The following is a 16,625-nucleotide window of genomic DNA, read 5'->3' on the forward strand; positions in this document are numbered from 1 at the left end:
GCGCAKACGAAAAGGGTGCCCATTTCGTGGCAGGCACCCTTTTCTATGCGCCGAGCCGCGGGCAAGCGATCCCCTAACGCTCCGGCCGCTTCAAAGACAGAAGCGTCTGTTTCAGTTCCGCTTCCATGGCCGCCAGTTCGCGTTCGGCCTGCTGCCGTTTCAAACGACCTTCCGCTTGAATTTTCAACGTCTCCTCAAGCGTGGCGATCAAGTTTTCTTGCGTCCGCTTCAGCGTTTCGATGTCGACCAAGCCGCGCTCATTTTCCTTGGCGATTGCGATGCTGTTCGTTTTTAACAGCTCGGAGTTGCGCAACAGCAGCTCATTCGTCGTTTCAGCAACTTGTTTTTGCGCCTCCGCCGCTTTTTGTTGTCGAAACAGCGTCAACGCGATGACGACTTGGTTTTTCCAAAGCGGAATCGCGTTTAAAATCGATGACTGGATGCGCTCGACGAGCGTCTCGTTCATATGCTGAATCATGCGGATTTGCGGCGCGGTCTGGATCGTCACTTGCCGGCTGAGCTTTAAGTCGTGCACCCGCTTTTCCAGCCGGTCGGCAAACTGGCGCAAATCTTGCACCTCTTGCCAAGCCATTTGGTCGCCGGAGCGCTCGGCGGCCGCTTGCTTTTCCGGGATCGTTTTCGTCCGCAGCTCCTCCAGCTTGTATTCCGCGGCCGCAATATAAATATTGAGCGCCTCAAAATACTCTTTATTTTTCTCGTAAAGCGTCTCGAGCATCATGATGTCGCGAAACAACAAATGCCGGTGTTTTTCCAGCTGGTCGGCGATTTTGTCGATTTCAACGCCGATTTTTTGATATTTCGCCACCATCCCTTGCAGCGGCTTGGCCACTGTGCCAAACAAGCGGGACAAAAACCCTTTTTTCGCCGTCATTAAATCATCGGGATTGACTTCCTTAATTTTCGCCATCAGCTCGCTGATCACTTCACCGACCGGACCGGCGTCTTTCGTCTGCACATGATGCAAAATCGCATGGGAAAACTTGGACAGCTCAGCTTGCGCCGCCACCCCGTATTGCAAAATGGCCTGGTGGTTGGCCGGATCGATTTGTCGGGCCAGCGCCAATGCTTTTTCCCGATGCTCCGGTTTGAGCGCATCGAGTGCGTTAGCCGTCGTTTCCCCTTCTTCAAGCTGGGGGGCGGCCGGCGGGGAAAACGGCTGGGCCAGCAGATCGTCAAGTATGCTTGTCCGTTTCCGTTCATGAAGCTGTTCGAGTGACTCCATCTTATGATTCCGTTCGTCCACCGTCATTCTCCTTTCTTTGACAACGGCAAATGAAGCCGGGCCGATGATTGATGCAACGACTGCTCAAGCATTTTTGCTCCGGTGTGCAGCGACCAAACGTCGTTTGATAACACTTCGAGCAGCTGCCGCTCCGCCGCTTCGGTCAGCTCGCCAAGCAACCGCTCCGTTTGTTGCAGCGCCGCGGCCATTTCCGCATTTTGCACCGGTTGCTGCGACAAGTATACGTATTTTTCCACCATTTCCACCGCCGTCGGCCACTCATTTAAGAAAAACGGCTGGGCGAGGCGAAGCTGGTGCGGCTGCTGCTCGACCGCGCGAATGATCCGATCGACGATGGCACTCAATCGGGAAACGGTTTGCCACATCGCCACCGAACGAAGCCGATAGCGGGCCCGGCGCAGCCGCTTCCATAACGCGCGCGCCTCGCCAAGCTGGCTGCGAACGTATGCCTGCTCCTCGGTCGGTACGTCAGCTGCCAAACGGCGATGCCGCCTTTTCATCACAGCGGACACCCCCCACATCGCTCCCATTCCTGATAAAAGCGAGGGCAGGACGTGAAAATCGGCGGCAATAAATACCGTAACTGCAACGATGATCCCAATGTTCCATGAAACGAACCAACGCCATATCGTGCGAAGCAGTTGCTTCATTGTCCATCCCTTTCTTCATCTTTTCTTCCATTATAACATGTCCACGCCATGATACGTACAAGCGCCCAAAGAAGTTTCATCACCAACTGGACGGCGCGCATAGGACAATGGCCGCTTTGAATAAGCTATAGTGAAACCATCGAAAGGAGAAATGGGGATGAATTCGATCGACTGGCAATTTGCCTCCTTTGTCGTGATCTCGCTGTTGAAGGAATATTGGTGCTATGTCGGCCTGCCGCGCGTCTACTATTGGCAAGCGGCGGACGAGGATCAAAAAGCTGCCTAATGGTGGAAGGAGGGAATGAAATGCAGTCATGGCATCGTCCCGCTCCCCCTGCCGCTTCTCGCCCCACATTGACCATCACTGGCCAAGGAACCGTCATCGCCAAACCGGATACCGTCCTCATCGCAATCGGCGTTCATACAGAACATCACAACATCCAAGAAGCCCTGACTGACAATGCCAAACGCACCAATGCCGTCACCGAAGCATTAAAGGCGCTTGACATTCCAATAGAAGACATTGAAACGACATCGTTTTCCATCCGGCCAACATACGAACATCATAACGGAACAACCGCTTTATCTGGCTATGAAGTCGAACATTGGCTGGAAATCACCGTCCGCGATCCTAAAAAAGCCGGCGCCATTTACGAGGCGGCCGTTGCCCGTGGAGCAAACCTCGCCCGCGGCTTGGAATTCCGTCTAGCAAACGAACAAGCCTATTACCAGCAAGCGTTGGCATTGGCCGTGAAACACGCCAAAGAAAAAGCGCTGGCCATCGCCCGCGCTCTCAGCTTGCCTCTTTATGACACGCCGATTGAACTGAAAGAACAGTCATCGCCTCGGCCGGCGCCATACAATCCGGCTGTTCTCAGCATTTCCTCATCAGCGCCGCCTGTACAGACGCAAGATGTTGTCATTACCGCCGTCGTGGAAGCGGTATTTGCTTATTCGTTCATTTCGTGATATCGACCTCATGGACGCGGGCGCCGCCAAACAGCTCAACGCGGATGGTTTTCTTTTTCCCATTCGAATGGACAATGGTTACAGTGTACGCGCCCGGCAAATACGGGCCGATTTTTTTGACAAATGGGTCTTTCGTCGCCTCCTCTTCCGCTTTCACCCCATTGACGACAAGCGACGCCTCCGGATCATCGACGCGGACATGGAGAAAATAGAGGGCTGGCTCAAACACATACCGATCCTCAAACACATGAATCGTAAACACCGGCGGGCGGGACGTCAATCCTTTAATATACACGTGCCCCCCCTCACGCTGGCGGTCGAACTCCTGATCGAGCGCTTCGTACGCCTCAGGATGCCGTTCAAAATAGGCGAATAACGGCGCGAGCGTTTTCTCATTAATGGGCACCGTTTCATCGGTCGTTCTCAGCATCGTTTGCAAGGCAGCCGCATCGCGGTCTTCGATCGCTTCTTTCAACCGCGTGATGGCCAACTCTCGGCTCGCTGCCGTCCTTAATGTTCCGTACCCGCTCCAAACGAGCGTGCCCGCCCCCCATGCGACAGCGACCGCCAAAAGAAGCCAGCCGATGAAACGGTATTGTTTTTTTCTCTTTTCCCAGGACAATAGGCGCTTTTGCTGCCGTTTCTCATAACGCGCTAACGCCGCCGCGCCGTCTTGTCCGCCGCGGTTGTCCGCTTCCCCCCCGTTTATGTTCGTTTCCCACCGTTGCAGTTTCATGATGGCTTCCCCTCTCCTTCTCTCTGTCTAGTTCCACTTTATGTCAGAGACAGGGAATATATGTTACACGAACAACGACACGCTTTTTATTATACCGGGGAACACAAAAAAACGGGTAGCCATTTGCATAGCCCCCGTCATTGGGAAAGGGAAATGTCCGGCCGCTCTGTTTGCTGCCTGGCCTGGTGAAACATCCATGCATAGAGCGCCGCGCTGGCGAGCGCCAGCATTCCAAGGCCAACAAACGTCCATGTATAGCCGACCCACGTCGCGGCTGCAAGCGACATCGGCGCCACCATCCGCCCGATCGTAAAGCGGAGGCTAGCGGCGGCAAAATATTGGCCGCGCATGTCTTCAGGTGCCAGCCTGGATACAAATGACTGCTGCAGACCGGCCGTCATCAGCTCGGCCAAGGTGAACAGCACCATGACCGCCGCAAATCCGAAAAACGACGATGTTTGGCTAAACAGCCACATTGTGATGCCATATAAAACAGCCGAGCCGATAAACGCCCACCGCTCCGAAAAACGCGCCATCTGCCGCGTCACCATGACCGTGCACAGCGCCACAAGCAGCCCGTTTTCCGCAATGAGCAGGCCAAAAGCATTGGCGCCGTCCACCGTCGAGCCAGCCCATAACGTTTCTTTATGAAGCGTCTCTTTCATATAGACCGGAAGCAACAAATCAAGCTGCATAGACGTCTGTGCGACAAGCACCCCGGCTATAATAAACAAGAAAAAGGTGCGGTCGCGGACAATGACGGCATACTGCCCTATTTGTTCCCGCCAAAACCGCAGCCACGGCACGGTTCGCCGCCCTCCCACCGAATGCGGGGCTGTTTCGCGCAGCCGTCTGGCCAACACAGCCGCCATCGTTAAACAGGAGCACGCCGCCAAAAGCAGCAGCCAAAACAGGTGATCAGCATAAAACAGCCCGCCGACCGTCGGGCCAATCACGACCGAAATATTCACCGACGTATAAAACACCGAGAACACGTAGCTCCGGTCTTTTTCTGGCACGATGTCAGCAACCATCGCCTGGCTCGCCGGCCAATAAAAGGCGACGCAAATGCCGGCAAACGTAAAACAAAGAAAACCGACAAGTGGCGACGACCACCATGGGGAACTGGCCAAGGCAAAGACGAAAAACGCCGCCCCCTGCCCGTAAGCGGATAACACCATCATTCGCTTGCGCCCGAACACATCGGCGCAATAGCCACCCATCAAATTGGCGACCACGGAAAACAATTGCGACACAATCAATAACATACTGGCTGTTTCTTTGCCAAACGAGTCTGCAAAATAGATGGCCATAAACGGAAAAAACATCCAAAAAGTCGTATTCATCAGCGCCTCGCCATACAGGCGGGCTTTTAAGTTGTGATCCCAATCGCGTATTCGCATTGGTGTCTCCCCCGCGATCTTCTCATTTTTTACAGCCTGTTGACCATTATAGCATAGTTTCCCAAGTTGTTAGCGAAATATTTTTGTACAAAAAAACCCTGCCCATCTGCATGATGGGCAGGATCACCGTCAACCATCCGCCTTACTTGCGGATAAATTGTTGCGTCCAAATATAGCCGTTTTCTTCAAAACCAACGCCGATATGCGTAAAGTTTTTGTTCAAAATGTTCGCCCGGTGGCCTTCACTGTTCATCCACGCATTGACGACTTCTTGCGGGGTGCGTTGGCCTTTGGCGATGTTTTCCCCGGCGGCTGTGTACGAAATGCCGAATTTTTTCATCATCTCAAACGGGGAGCCGTACGTCGGGCTGTTGTGCGAGAAGTAGTTGTGGACCGCCATATCGCGCGATTTTTCGCGGGCGACTTTGCTGAGAGCTAAGTCGACTTGAAGCGGCGGCAAACCGTATTTTGCCCGTTCTTTGTTCGTCAGTTCTACGACTTGTTGCTCATAAGCGTTCAAGCCGGTTGTTTTTTGTGTCGTTGTTGTTGGCGCTGTTGCCGGTTTTTTCGCTGGCGCTTGCGTATTGGCTGCCGGTTTTGCAGCCGCCGGCTGTTTGACCGTTGCCGGAGCTTGCGGTTTCGCTGCGGCCGGCTGTTTCACTGCCGGTTGCTGCACGGCCGGTTTCGCCGGTTGGAACGACACAAACGGGAAGTATTGTTTCAACCATTTCTCGAAATCTTGAATGTTAGTGCTTGTATATTTTACTTGATACACGTTCGCTGTCGGACACGTCACCCCTGCCGCTTCCGTTTTCGTCGTTGCCGCAAACGAAGCGCCGACAAGTGCGACCGAAGCGGCGATCGTGGCTAACATTTTTTTCTTCATCGGAATTCCTCCTTCTTAACGTTTCTATTTTCAAAGTTTCAAAGACTTTCTCTATTCATCGTCACGCCATCCACTTAAGTTCTGTTTAGGAACAGTTCCAGCTGTTCTCTTGCCTGCACCCCCATTATAACACGGGTTTTTTGTAATATTTTTGGTTTAAATTGGGGAAAAAGGACTGTTGGAAAAAATGGGCAAAAAACAGGCTTGTTTTCATTGCCAAATAAACGCCTAAGCCGCCGGCTGCAACGGCTGGCGATGTCATCCTTTCACACACTTCCATTCCTTTTTTTCTTCTATCAGCCGATCATTCTATATTTTTCTTGCAAAAAGGGAGTTGACAACCCCTCGAACACGCTGTTTCATTTAACAATTGTTACAGTATTGTTACAAAACAGACGGACAGCTTGTCCTATTGTTACAAACAGAAAAGCCGGGGCGGCAAGCCCCAGCTTTGATGACCATCTTATTGTTTATCAACGACAAGCACGGTTTGCACTTCATTCGGCTTCACCTCGACCGCAAACGTTCCGCATTCGTCCGCCACGAGCGAGTCAAGCAGCTCCTCATTGAGATTCGTGCGAAAGACGCCCAAGAGCGGCTTGTTCCATTGAAATACCGCCGTCGTCGCCTTTGGCGCCGGATTTTGACACTCCACACGGCTAAAGCCATGGGATTCTTGGGTCGTTGGCGTCCTCATCCATTTCTGGTTCGGACAACGCCCAAGTTCGGGGCTGTGTCATCAGCCCATCCCATCAGGTTAGCGTGTACCCCAATGGGCGGCGCACCTGTGACCAGTGCGCTAGGTGCTCAAACCCGAAATCGCTTTGGCGATGTTGATGGCACCATTCAAGTCAGCGTGGAGGGTGTATCCGCATTTTTGGCATCGGAAGCGGATGCCGTTTCGGTTCGCTTTCTCTCGATGACCACACTTGCACGTTTGGCTTGTATAGGTCGGATTCACCCACTCGACCCGAATGCCTGCCTTTTCGGCTTTATAGGCAATCATCGTTTGCAGTTGATGGAACGCCCACGAATGAAGATTTCGTCCTGCTTCTTTTGCCGAAGCGGCTCGTTTCCGAATCCCTGTCAACTCTTCCATCCGAATCACGCCAACACCGTTGGCGAGGGCAAAGTTGACGATTTGACGGCTGATTTTATGGTTCATATCTTTCATCCAACGAGATTCTTTATCACCGATTTTGCGAATCATATGGAGCTTTTTGGCTTTGCCCAACGTTCGCCGCAAAGCCGCGTATCGTCGGCGAATGAAAGCGCATTGGTTCCCTTTGAAAAACAACGATTTCGTTCCTACGCTGGCAACGGCGATATAGCGAAGCCCCAAGTCAACGCCCATCACCTTTGTTTCGTGCCGCGGCTCCACTTCAAAGGTGATGGCAATCGCCAAGTACCATTTCTTTCTCTTTTTGTAGAGCTTGGCTGCCCCTTGTTTGGCGGTTCCATCGAGCAGCCGATTCAGCCACGTTTCTTGATAGGAACGCACGACGACCGGCACGCCAATTCGTTTCTCCAGTGTGGGGAATGAAACCGTGTAGAACTCTCCTTTCTTTTCCACCTTTACGTTTTGGTTGTTAAAGCAACACCATAATGTTCGGAACTTCTTTGTTTTCTGGTTTTTCTTTTGAGACTTCACTTCCCGAATCGTCTGATTGACGACGGCGGAAGGAAACCGCTGCGACGAAAAGTCTTTAAAAATTTTGCTCGTCGCTTGATTCAGCTCGGGATGATTCAACAGCCAATTGGCAAACGCGGTATTCACTTCTGTCATCCGTTCATACATGTCTTGTTTGACTTTCGTTGGGTTGTGCAGCTCCAGCCTGAGTGTGATCGTGGGCATGGCTTCACCCCCTTTTCTTTTGAGATTCCACACCTAAAGAGAAACATGGTGGCTCGAAGCCATCCTCTTAAGGGATTGCCGAGCAACGTCGCCTTTCATCCTACAATTAAAACCGTGGGCCTTCAGACGGCTTTTTCTGTAATTACGCACTTATTCTATTTTTGCTCCCCTGTATATCCACCTAAAGGAATATGATCCTTCCGCGCCACCCCAGTGCGGTAAGCCGCTTCGACGACCGCTTGTCTGACGCGTTCGACGACTTTGCTGTTGAAGACGCTCGGGATGATGTATGTTTCGTTCAATTCATCCTCCGTCACGACAGAGGCAATCGCCTTCGCGGCAGCGAGCTTCATTTCCTCGTTAATTTCTCTCGCCCGGCAGTCGAGCGCCCCGCGGAAAATGCCCGGGAAGCAAAGGACGTTGTTGATTTGGTTCGGATAGTCGGAACGCCCGGTCGCCATGACGCGCACGTACGGTTCGGCCAGCTCCGGATCAATTTCCGGAATCGGGTTGGCCATCGCAAACACGATCGGATCGCGCGCCATTTTTTTCACATCTTCCACTTTTAAAATGCCGGGAGCTGAGACGCCAATAAACACATCTGCGCCGGCGATGACATCGGACAAGCTTCCTTTCAGATTATCCGGGTTCGTGAGTTGCGCATATTCTTGCCAATACGGATTTTCATACGTTTCATCGCGATGGATGGCGCCATGGCGGTCGACCCCGATAATGTTGCGCACGCCGGCCGCAAGCAAAATTTTCGTGCAGGCGATGCCAGCGGCGCCAATGCCGGTGAGAACCACTTTAATGTCCTCGAGCTTTTTGTCGACGATTTTCAGCGCGTTGAGCAGCCCGGCCAAGAGCACGACCGCCGTGCCGTGTTGGTCGTCATGGAACACCGGGATGTCAAGCTCTTCCTTCAACCGCTTTTCAATCTCAAAGCAGCGCGGAGCGGAAATGTCTTCGAGATTAATGCCGCCAAACGCCGGGGCAATCGCTTTCACAATTTGAATGATTTCTTCCGTGTCTTTCGTATCCAAACAAATCGGGAACGCGTCCACTCCGGCAAATTCCTTAAACAGCATCGCTTTCCCTTCCATGACCGGCATCGCCGCATACGGGCCGATGTCGCCAAGCCCGAGCACCGCCGTGCCATCCGAGACAACGGCGACCGTATTCCGTTTAATCGTCAGCGAATACGCCTTGCGCGGATCCTCAGCGATGGCCGTGCAGACGCGCGCCACGCCCGGCGTGTACACCCGCGACAAGTCGTCGCGCGTTTTCACTGGGATTTTTGAATTTGTTTCAATTTTCCCCCCGATGTGCATCAAAAACGTGCGGTCGGAAACGTTGATGATTTTGACGCCGCGAATTTTTTTCAGCGCCTCAATGATCAAATCGCACTGCTTCGTGTCGAGGGCGCTGACGGTGATGTCGCGCACCGTGTGAACTTTGCTTGATGAAATGACGTCAATTCCGACAATGTCCCCGCCCGTTTTGCCGATTGCGGCGGCGATATCGCTGAACGAGACGATATCTTTTTCGAACTGGAGACGAATCGTAATGTTCATCGCTGCCCCGCCTAGTAATGCCATAACAATCGTCCTTCCTTTTCTCCATTTTTGTTTAAATCAGTAAATCATTTTACGGTACAAATGTTATCCTATGAACCGGAAAAAGACAACCCTTATTGTACACCCCCTTTCGGCAAACGCATGCATCTTTCCGCCGAACGTGAAACAGCATGCGTCCTGAGCCAGCGCAGCCTTCTTCCCACCGTTCATGTTCCGCTGTTGGCAAAACAGCAACAGGGGTGGCTGACGGCAGAAAAACAACATGCAAGAAGGAAATCAGAGCAGCAATGAAGTAAACGTAAAAGAAAGGAAAAGCTAGACAGGAGCGAAAAAGAATGAGAGAAAAGCTGTTTCTCGTGCTGGCCAACTTGTTTTGGGCCGGCAATTACGTCATCGGGAAGTCCATCATTGCGGAAACGGGCCCATTTTGGCTGACGTTGATCCGTTGGTGCGCCGCTTTTATCGTGTTGGCGCCCGTATCGTACTGGCTTGAGCGGCCGCGCTACCAGGACATCATCAAACAATATTGGCTGCCGCTCGCTGCAGCCGGAATTCTTGGCGTCATCGGCTATAATTTGCTTTTATACGGCGCGCTCGCCTATACATCGCCGATGAACGCAGCGATTGTCAATTCGCTCAATCCGGCGATCATCGTCGTGTTGTCGTATGCGCTGCTGCGGGAGCGGCTGTCAAAAACCAATATTGCCGGCTTTTTGTTGTCGCTGGCCGGTGTATTGTTTATTTTAACGGATGGGCATATAGCACACGTCTTCCGAATGAACTACAACCGCGGCGATTTGATGATGCTCGCCGCCGGCGTCGTCTGGGCGCTTTATTCGATCATCGGCAAAAAACTACCCGTCCCGCCGATTACAGCGACAACGTGCTCCGTTTTTTTCAGCTTGCTGCTGCTGTGGCCGTTCGCATTCTTTTATCCGTTTCCAGCTGATCACATAAGTGCAGCTGGGCTCGCCGGATTGGTCTATATTTGCTTGTTTCCGTCCATTCTTTCCTTCTTATTTTGGAACATCTCAGTGCAAAAAGTCGGTCCGAGCCATGCCGGTGTATATTTAAACTTAATTGCCGTATTTACCGCTGTGATCACGTTTTTGCTTGGCGGTGCTCTATCCGTCCTGCAGCTGGCCGGCGGCGCAATCGTCTTGTTCGGCGTCTATTTGGCGACAAAAGCGCCGAAAGTGAAGACGGAACAAGTGGATATCGCAGGATGACGGCCGGACCGTTTGGCGGACAGCATCATCAAAAATAAAACCCGCCATCACAAGCGGGAACCTTTAGCCATGAAAAACAGCGCCGCCCGTCGCACCCAAAACCCTGTTGCATGCACAAGCGGTCTCCCCTCACCCAAAGGGAGACCGCTTTTTGGCTATTGGAGCAATCGAAGGAACTCACGCATAAACGCCGGCAAATCCGGCCACGCATGGGCGGAGACGAGGTTGCCGTCAACGTGGACTGTATGGTCAGACACATACGTCGCTCCTAGCGCCTCAACCCCCGGCTTGCAGGCAATATACGCTGTCAAACTCCGTCCTTTCAGCAAATCCGGCATCGTTTCAAAAATGAGCGAGGCGTGGCAAATGGCGGCAATCGGCTTATTCGCCTCAAAGAAATGACGGACGATGCGCTGCACGTTTTCATCAAGGCGAATGTATTCCGGCGCCCGCCCGCCTGGAATGACTAACGCATCGTATTGCGTCGGGTCGATCTCGGCGAACGATGCATGGGCGTCGATCAAATAGCCTTGTTTTTCCACATACGTATCCCAGTCGGCAAAATCATGGACAACGGTGTGCAGTTTCTTTTTCTTCGGCGCGGCAATCGTTACGTCATGCCCTTCCTCCAACAAACGATAATACGGATAATACACCTCCAGCGCCTCAACAGCGTCGCCGGTGATGATCAACACTTTTTTGCTCATGGATTCCCGCCTCCTTGTCCATTTTTTCTTTCATTTCTATCATACTGGAAACGAGTGAAAAGGAAAAGTAAAATGATTGGTGGAAAGAGATGAAGCATCAGAAATGAGAGTCGCTATGGTTGCGACAGTAAGGAGGGAAACAGAATGACCATCACCTCATGGCTGGCCGCCTCGCGCCACACCGTCGTGCTGACCGGCGCCGGCATGTCAACCGAAAGCGGGCTGCCCGATTTCCGTTCGCCGCGCACCGGGCTGTGGGCGCGTTTTAACCCGAGCGAACTCGCTACCATCGATGCGCTGTACCATCGCCGTGAATCGTTCGTCGAGTTTTACCAATATCGCATTCGCACCTTGCAACAATGCCAACCGCATGACGGACACCGCTTATTGGCCGATTGGGAGCGGCGCGGGATCGTGCAAACGATTGTGACGCAAAATGTCGATGGCTTTCACCAAGAAGCGGGAAGCCGACGCGTCATCGAACTTCATGGCTCGCTCCGCACCGTCCATTGTCAGCGGTGCGGGGAGTCAAAACCCAGCTTTGTCTATTTGCACGGTGTGTTGACGTGCGAATGCGGCGGAGTTTTGCGCCCGTCGGTCGTGCTGTTTGGCGAGCCGCTGCCGGAGAAAGCCATCGATCAAGCGTGGGAAGCGGCCCGCCAAGCGGACTTGTTCGTTGTGCTCGGCTCCTCTCTGCAGGTATCCCCAGCCAACCAGCTGCCGCTTGTTGCCAAGCGGAGTGGGGCTAAACTCGTGATCATCAATTGGGAGCCGACTGACTTGGACGATCTCGCCGACGCTGTCATTCACGGCCGGAAAATCGGCCAAGTGCTGACCGAGCTCAATGAGCAATTGGCGGAGGTGGATCCATGACCAAAGAAACGATGTTGCAAATGGCGCTCGAATCGATCGGCGATCACTCCCGCATCCGCCATTGGCGCCGCGTCTCAGGCGGCGACATCAATGACGCCTATCGCGTCCAAAGCGGCAAGCAAACGTACTTTATCAAAATGCAACGTTTCCCGCCGAGTGGATTTTTCGCTGCCGAACAGATGGGCCTCGAGCTGATCAGGCAAGCACGCGCCATCAACGTTCCGCATACCTTTGGCTTCGGGGAAGCGAACGGCTGGGGCTGGCTCGTCTTGGAATGGGTCGAAGGAACGGAAACGGCGCAGACGGCCGAACAGCTCGGCCGCGGCCTTGCCCGCCTCCATCAATGCCGCGGCCCGGCGTTTGGCCTTGACCGCGATACGTACATCGGGACGCTGCCGCAGCGCAACGGCTGGTACGGCCGCTGGCCCGACTATTACCGCGCCGCCCGCCTTAGACCACAAATGACGCGGGCGGCGGAGAGAGGCCTCCTGCCCGCCAAGCGGCACAAACGTCTCGAATGGCTGCTCGAGCGGCTTGACCAATGGCTTCCGGATGACTGTTTCCCGTCGCTGTTGCACGGCGATTTATGGAGCGGCAACTGGATTCCGGGGCCAGACGGAGTGCCGTATTTGATCGATCCGTCTGTTTTATATGGCCATCATGAGTTTGAGATCGCGTTTACCGAGCTGTTTGGCGGCTTTCCATCCCGATTTTACGACAGCTATCGCGAGCTTATGCCGCTCTCGGCTGATTATCATGACCGAAAACCACTCTACCAGCTGTTTTACTTGCTCGTTCATCTCAATTTATTCGGCGAAACATACGGCAACGCGGTCGACCGCGTGTTAGAACGGTATGCGGGGGAGTAGTTTCTCCTGCTTTCCCCGCGCCATCTTTATTCAGCACGGATCGCTTCGAGCAGCGCATCCCCGCTTTCGCTCACGCGCACATAGGCAAACCGAACATTCTCTTGCCGTGTCATCCCCGTTTTTTCCGGAATGAAATACGATTCAATGCCATACACGACTTGCGGGCCGTGGAACGTGCCGGTGATGATCACATCCCCAGGCTGCGGCGTGTATCCCGGCCTTTTGTTTCCATTCACCATATATACGCCAGCCAAACGATGCACCCCATCCGCTCCTTTTCGCAGCCCAACTTGCACCCGTCCGCTTCCATCAAGCGACGGAATGGTGGAAATATCGTACCGAAGCTGAATATAATCCCCTTGCAGCATGGAACGCGGATCCACCGGCTCAAGCTCCAGCTTTACGACATCACCATATCGCAGCAATCGCTCTTTTTGCCACACGGTATAACCTAAAAATGAAAATTGAGCGATCACGACTATGAGCGTCCACAATGAAACGCGCCGCCCCCAGCGTACTCCCTTGGCCCATGTGAAGCCATTCCGTTTCTCGAGCCACAATGTCCATGCAAGCAACGCCACGCCTGCCGCCAGCAAGCTGATCGATTTATGAAGCAAATTCCAGGCGAACTCGTAATATTTCAGCACGAGATAAAGCGCCGTGTACACCCAAGCGGTCTTCCGCTCCAGTTGCCGACCGCGGAAAAGAAAGAAGGCAAGCGCCAAGACCATGACGATATTCAACGCCACGTACAGTCCATCAGCCGCAAATACATCGGCGCTCGTCGCGATCCCAAGCGCTCCGAACGCCAAGACAAGCGGAGTGAGAAACGGCGTTCCGCGAAAGCGGCCATACGCATACAACCCGCCGTTGACCAAAGCCAAGGTGAGCAACACCGTCCGGCCGTCATCCATCGCCGAACTTAAGGCGATCCCGAAATAGACCGTCAGCGCCGCCGTCGTCAACCGACGCACTCCGCTGTCTGATGACCGGATGATGCCAATCGCAAGCCCAATGGCATAGAGGAACAGAGCCAGCCGCGAGACCTCCCCCGCCATCGCCACCCCGAACCCATAACCAACAGCCAGCAGAGTATAACGAACGACCGCATTCCAATGCCGGCCCAATGAGGCGGGAACGACAAATCCAAAGATGGAAATGAAAAAGAGCACATAAGGCGACCATGACTCTGTCCAAAGAAAATACAAGCCAAGCAGGCTTTGGATGGCCAACGCGGAAGCCGCAAGCGTGACAATCGCTTGAAACGCTGCCAAAAACCATTTCCCGGCTTTCGTCTTTGCTGAAAACAGCCCCGTGCGCCGCAATAGCACAACGCCCCCGTACAACACGGCAGCAGCCGCCACGAGCCCAATGAGAAGCAACCATGTTCCATAATGATCAGCGAGCAAGCGAATGTATTGAATGAACAAAAACAGTCCAGCAAACAAACTCGTCAACAACACATACAACCGCTGCTTGGCGATGACAAGAAAATAATAAAGCAACACAGCGAGCAACACGGCATACACGTATGGCCACCATGCGTCGCGCCCATAGGAAAACCCGGTTATGTCCATCACAAGCAGCCAACCTTGCATGGCTAGGTAAGCGAAACAACGGATGGGCGGTGTCCGAGCAAACACAACGAGCGCACCGTTTACGATCACGAATAACGACAGCACGCCAAACGAAGACCATTCCGTCCACTCAATCCGATAAGCGGACGGAAAATAATAAAACCAGCACGCAAGCTGCAGCAGCCCAATCGCGATCACGGAAAGCACCCGTTCTTTTGTCAACAGCGCCAACAAAGCGGTTGGCGCAAGCCAGACAAGAAACAGCCAATAACTGTCCGCATGCGAGTTGTACATTTGACCGACCAACGCCAACGCAATGCCAAATGACAACACTCCGCTGATCAACATCCAACGCCCTAAGAAACGACGGCGGCCCCAAAGCGCCGCGCTTGCGATGTAAAATGCCGCCATCAAGCCGATGCTGATCCCGACTTTCACCTCTCGCTCCATCTCCGGCCAATTGGCGGCAAAAAAATACACCATCCCGGCAATCATGCACAAAAACGCCAACGCATACCCCGTTTTCACGACGCGGGCCGCCATATCGCTTCCTCCCCTTGTGGCTCGGATCTTTCTCTCTATAAAAATATGCTGAAAAAGCTGTCTAGAAGACCAGTGAAAACACGCCTCATTCCATCGTATTTTCCTAGTTGCCGCTCACCCTTTAGACTGTTTTCTTTATTGCAGTACAGGACACTATGGTTGGAGATCATTTTTTAAGTGGAAAATGTCCATATCATGCTCTGCCACTTTTTTGATCAAATAGTTGATCGATGACTGTTGCGAAGAGAACTGCCGCGAAGCCATGTCAAGAGCGGCCTGATGCTTATGGAGCATGTTCTCGATATAGCGAAAGTGGCTCCGCATTTCTAGTGTGAGGTTGTCAACTTTTTCTTCGACCCGTTCAACTTTCCCTTCAAGCCGTTGCTGTCCTTCTTTCAATGTTTGCACATCGCCTTTGACCGCATCCATGTCGGCTTTCAGGGTTTGCACATCGCCTTTGACCGCGTTCATATCCACCTTTAATGTGCGCACATCCTCCTCAACCCGGTGAAGCCGTTGGTCCAAGCGGGCTTGTCCCTCCTGTAACAACTGCACTTCATCTTCCAAACGCGCCTGGCCTTCCTTGAGCACTTGCACCTCGCCTTCGAGGCGCGCTTGCCCTTCCTTGAGCGCTTGCACCTCGCCTTCGAGGCGCGCTTGCCCTTCCTTGAGTGCTTGCACTTCGCCTTCGAGGCGCGCTTGCCCTTCCTTGAGCGCTTGCACCTCGCCTTCCAAGCGCGCCTGCCCTTCTTGAAGCGCTCGGACATTTCCTTCGATCCGATCGAGCCGCACGTGGATGGGATTGAGCTTTTGGTCAAGCAGTTCGGCCATCATTTGCACGAGTTCGGCTTGGCTCATCGTTTCACCTCCCTCTAGAAATGTTGATTTATCAAGGCTTTTCGGCCCCTCAGGGGTGTCCAAAAAATATTTTTCGACAAAATCTCTTACATCCTTTTTCAGTTTTGTGGATATCTTACAGACCTAGGGTGCGCTTCGCGGCCACGGATGGTTATATTTTCCTGCCGTGGGGGAAGCGTATTCGATGCACCCTTTGGATCTCCGCGTCGCTGATGAGGACGAACCCTCCCATGTCTCCGGGCGTCTTCGCGCCAACATTCCCTCGTTCGGTCTCGTCATCAGGCGGAGGCCGGCCAAGCTCCTTTGGGGACTCAAGGTCGAATGGATAAAATCACGCCAGCTTCTCCGGTGTCATCTCGTTGTCCAACGATTCTTCCGTTCGCAGGGGGAGGCCTTAGGCCGCCCGTTGCACCTGGGACAAGACGTCCTGTTTCATTCGCTCCGCGTCAAACGCTTGTTTCTTCGTACAAATCGCAAACAGCACATTCAACAGCTTCCGGCACAAGGCGACGATGGACTGCTTTCCGGTCAGCGGATTGACGGATCGGGTCGTATAATACTCATGCAGCTCGCGAAACGCCTCGTTRTGCCGAATCAGCGGAATCATCGCCCGAAACAGCACCGAGCGC

The 16,625-nt window shown here is 53.3% G+C and carries 16 protein-coding genes and 1 pseudogene; 5 read left to right on the forward strand and 12 right to left on the reverse strand.

The window, feature by feature from the left end; all coding sequences use genetic code 11:
- Positions 1-73: 73 nt before the first annotated feature.
- Both AP057_RS00230 and AP057_RS00235 read right to left on the reverse strand, forming a co-directional pair.
- Positions 74-1,270 carry a toxic anion resistance protein gene (locus tag AP057_RS00230; RefSeq protein WP_055357775.1) on the reverse strand — a complete coding sequence of 399 codons (1,197 nt, stop codon included), beginning with the start codon at positions 1,268-1,270 and terminating at the stop codon, positions 74-76.
- Positions 1,267-1,914: a 5-bromo-4-chloroindolyl phosphate hydrolysis family protein gene (locus tag AP057_RS00235; RefSeq protein ID WP_053532517.1), complete on the reverse strand. Its 648-nt coding sequence runs from the start codon at positions 1,912-1,914 to the stop codon at positions 1,267-1,269. Before AP057_RS00235 ends, AP057_RS00230 begins: the two co-directional genes overlap by 4 nt.
- Positions 1,915-2,071: 157 nt before the next feature.
- On the opposite strand from AP057_RS00235, the gene AP057_RS18005 reads away from it, so the two are divergent.
- Together AP057_RS18005 and AP057_RS00240 are read left to right on the forward strand one after the other, a co-directional pair.
- Complete coding sequence (locus AP057_RS18005; protein ID WP_255350121.1) at positions 2,072-2,200, forward strand: hypothetical protein; 129 nt, start codon at positions 2,072-2,074, stop codon at positions 2,198-2,200.
- Positions 2,201-2,220: 20 nt separating this feature from the next.
- Positions 2,221-2,883 (forward strand): SIMPL domain-containing protein, encoded by a 663-nt coding sequence (locus AP057_RS00240; RefSeq protein WP_053532519.1) that lies wholly within the window; start codon positions 2,221-2,223, stop codon positions 2,881-2,883.
- Here AP057_RS00240 and AP057_RS00245 read toward each other — a convergent pair.
- The 6 genes from AP057_RS00245 to AP057_RS00270 form a co-directional block, all read right to left on the reverse strand.
- Entirely contained in the window at positions 2,873-3,619 is a 747-nt protein-coding gene (locus AP057_RS00245) for a hypothetical protein (RefSeq protein ID WP_055357776.1), read from the reverse strand. The two genes, AP057_RS00240 and AP057_RS00245, sit on opposite strands and share 11 nt — an antisense overlap.
- Positions 3,620-3,756: 137 nt before the next feature.
- Positions 3,757-5,022, reverse strand: a complete 1,266-nt coding sequence (locus tag AP057_RS00250; RefSeq protein WP_055357777.1) for an MFS transporter — start codon at positions 5,020-5,022, stop codon at positions 3,757-3,759.
- Positions 5,023-5,164: 142 nt separating this feature from the next.
- On the reverse strand, positions 5,165-5,908 hold the full coding sequence (locus AP057_RS00255; protein ID WP_055357778.1) for a CAP domain-containing protein: 744 nt from the start codon (positions 5,906-5,908) through the stop codon (positions 5,165-5,167).
- 463 nt (positions 5,909-6,371) lie between these two features.
- The gene (locus AP057_RS00260; protein WP_049625267.1) at positions 6,372-6,563 is read right to left on the reverse strand and encodes a hypothetical protein; all 192 of its coding nucleotides are present in this window, start codon (positions 6,561-6,563) and stop codon (positions 6,372-6,374) included.
- A gap of 144 nt (positions 6,564-6,707) precedes the next feature.
- Positions 6,708-7,763, reverse strand: coding sequence for an RNA-guided endonuclease TnpB family protein (locus tag AP057_RS00265; protein ID WP_049625266.1), 1,056 nt, complete (start codon positions 7,761-7,763; stop codon positions 6,708-6,710).
- Positions 7,764-7,918: 155 nt separating this feature from the next.
- The gene (locus AP057_RS00270; protein ID WP_055357779.1) at positions 7,919-9,361 is read right to left on the reverse strand and encodes an NAD-dependent malic enzyme; all 1,443 of its coding nucleotides are present in this window, start codon (positions 9,359-9,361) and stop codon (positions 7,919-7,921) included.
- Between the two features lie 314 nt (positions 9,362-9,675).
- Here AP057_RS00270 and AP057_RS00275 point away from each other — a divergent pair, with 314 nt between their 5' ends.
- A complete protein-coding gene (locus tag AP057_RS00275) occupies positions 9,676-10,569 on the forward strand; it encodes a DMT family transporter (protein WP_023634139.1) in 894 nt (297 codons plus the stop codon).
- Positions 10,570-10,724: 155 nt separating this feature from the next.
- Here AP057_RS00275 and AP057_RS00280 read toward each other — a convergent pair whose 3' ends face one another.
- Positions 10,725-11,276 carry a DJ-1/PfpI family protein gene (locus AP057_RS00280; RefSeq protein ID WP_033025223.1) on the reverse strand — a complete coding sequence of 184 codons (552 nt, stop codon included), beginning with the start codon at positions 11,274-11,276 and terminating at the stop codon, positions 10,725-10,727.
- A 144-nt stretch (positions 11,277-11,420) separates the two neighbouring features.
- On the opposite strand from AP057_RS00280, the gene AP057_RS00285 reads away from it, so the two are divergent.
- Positions 11,421-12,149: an NAD-dependent deacylase gene (locus AP057_RS00285; RefSeq protein ID WP_055357780.1), complete on the forward strand. Its 729-nt coding sequence runs from the start codon at positions 11,421-11,423 to the stop codon at positions 12,147-12,149.
- Positions 12,146-13,018, forward strand: coding sequence for a fructosamine kinase family protein (locus AP057_RS00290; RefSeq protein ID WP_055357781.1), 873 nt, complete (start codon positions 12,146-12,148; stop codon positions 13,016-13,018). Before AP057_RS00285 ends, AP057_RS00290 begins: the two co-directional genes overlap by 4 nt.
- A 26-nt stretch (positions 13,019-13,044) precedes the next feature.
- Here the strand turns inward: AP057_RS00290 and AP057_RS00295 are convergent, their stop codons facing one another.
- From AP057_RS00295 to AP057_RS00305, 3 genes and pseudogenes are all read right to left on the reverse strand, one after another.
- Positions 13,045-15,138, reverse strand: coding sequence for a GDYXXLXY domain-containing protein (locus AP057_RS00295; RefSeq protein WP_055357782.1), 2,094 nt, complete (start codon positions 15,136-15,138; stop codon positions 13,045-13,047).
- 153 nt (positions 15,139-15,291) lie between these two features.
- On the reverse strand, positions 15,292-15,996 hold the full coding sequence (locus AP057_RS00300; RefSeq protein WP_055357783.1) for a hypothetical protein: 705 nt from the start codon (positions 15,994-15,996) through the stop codon (positions 15,292-15,294).
- Between the two features lie 394 nt (positions 15,997-16,390).
- Positions 16,391-16,625, reverse strand: a pseudogene (locus AP057_RS00305) (IS110 family transposase); the annotation flags it as partial.

The sequence above is a fragment of the Geobacillus sp. Sah69 genome, assembly GCF_001414205.1.
GTDB lineage: Bacteria > Bacillota > Bacilli > Bacillales > Anoxybacillaceae > Geobacillus > Geobacillus stearothermophilus.

What these genes read in the sequence shown, in the direction of transcription:
- AP057_RS00230 (WP_055357775.1), bottom strand. Translation starts at nt 1,270, where the DNA reads ATGACGGTGGACGAACGGAATCATAAGATGGAGTCACTCGAACAGCTT.
- AP057_RS00235 (WP_053532517.1), bottom strand. Translation starts at nt 1,914, where the DNA reads ATGAAGCAACTGCTTCGCACGATATGGCGTTGGTTCGTTTCATGGAAC.
- AP057_RS18005 (WP_255350121.1), top strand. Translation starts at nt 2,072, where the DNA reads ATGAATTCGATCGACTGGCAATTTGCCTCCTTTGTCGTGATCTCGCTG.
- AP057_RS00240 (WP_053532519.1), top strand. Translation starts at nt 2,221, where the DNA reads ATGCAGTCATGGCATCGTCCCGCTCCCCCTGCCGCTTCTCGCCCCACA.
- AP057_RS00245 (WP_055357776.1), bottom strand. Translation starts at nt 3,619, where the DNA reads ATGAAACTGCAACGGTGGGAAACGAACATAAACGGGGGGGAAGCGGAC.
- AP057_RS00250 (WP_055357777.1), bottom strand. Translation starts at nt 5,022, where the DNA reads ATGCGAATACGCGATTGGGATCACAACTTAAAAGCCCGCCTGTATGGC.
- AP057_RS00255 (WP_055357778.1), bottom strand. Translation starts at nt 5,908, where the DNA reads ATGAAGAAAAAAATGTTAGCCACGATCGCCGCTTCGGTCGCACTTGTC.
- AP057_RS00265 (WP_049625266.1), bottom strand. Translation starts at nt 7,763, where the DNA reads ATGCCCACGATCACACTCAGGCTGGAGCTGCACAACCCAACGAAAGTC.
- AP057_RS00270 (WP_055357779.1), bottom strand. Translation starts at nt 9,361, where the DNA reads ATGGCATTACTAGGCGGGGCAGCGATGAACATTACGATTCGTCTCCAG.
- AP057_RS00275 (WP_023634139.1), top strand. Translation starts at nt 9,676, where the DNA reads ATGAGAGAAAAGCTGTTTCTCGTGCTGGCCAACTTGTTTTGGGCCGGC.
- AP057_RS00280 (WP_033025223.1), bottom strand. Translation starts at nt 11,276, where the DNA reads ATGAGCAAAAAAGTGTTGATCATCACCGGCGACGCTGTTGAGGCGCTG.
- AP057_RS00285 (WP_055357780.1), top strand. Translation starts at nt 11,421, where the DNA reads ATGACCATCACCTCATGGCTGGCCGCCTCGCGCCACACCGTCGTGCTG.
- AP057_RS00290 (WP_055357781.1), top strand. Translation starts at nt 12,146, where the DNA reads ATGACCAAAGAAACGATGTTGCAAATGGCGCTCGAATCGATCGGCGAT.
- AP057_RS00295 (WP_055357782.1), bottom strand. Translation starts at nt 15,138, where the DNA reads ATGGCGGCCCGCGTCGTGAAAACGGGGTATGCGTTGGCGTTTTTGTGC.
- AP057_RS00300 (WP_055357783.1), bottom strand. Translation starts at nt 15,996, where the DNA reads ATGAGCCAAGCCGAACTCGTGCAAATGATGGCCGAACTGCTTGACCAA.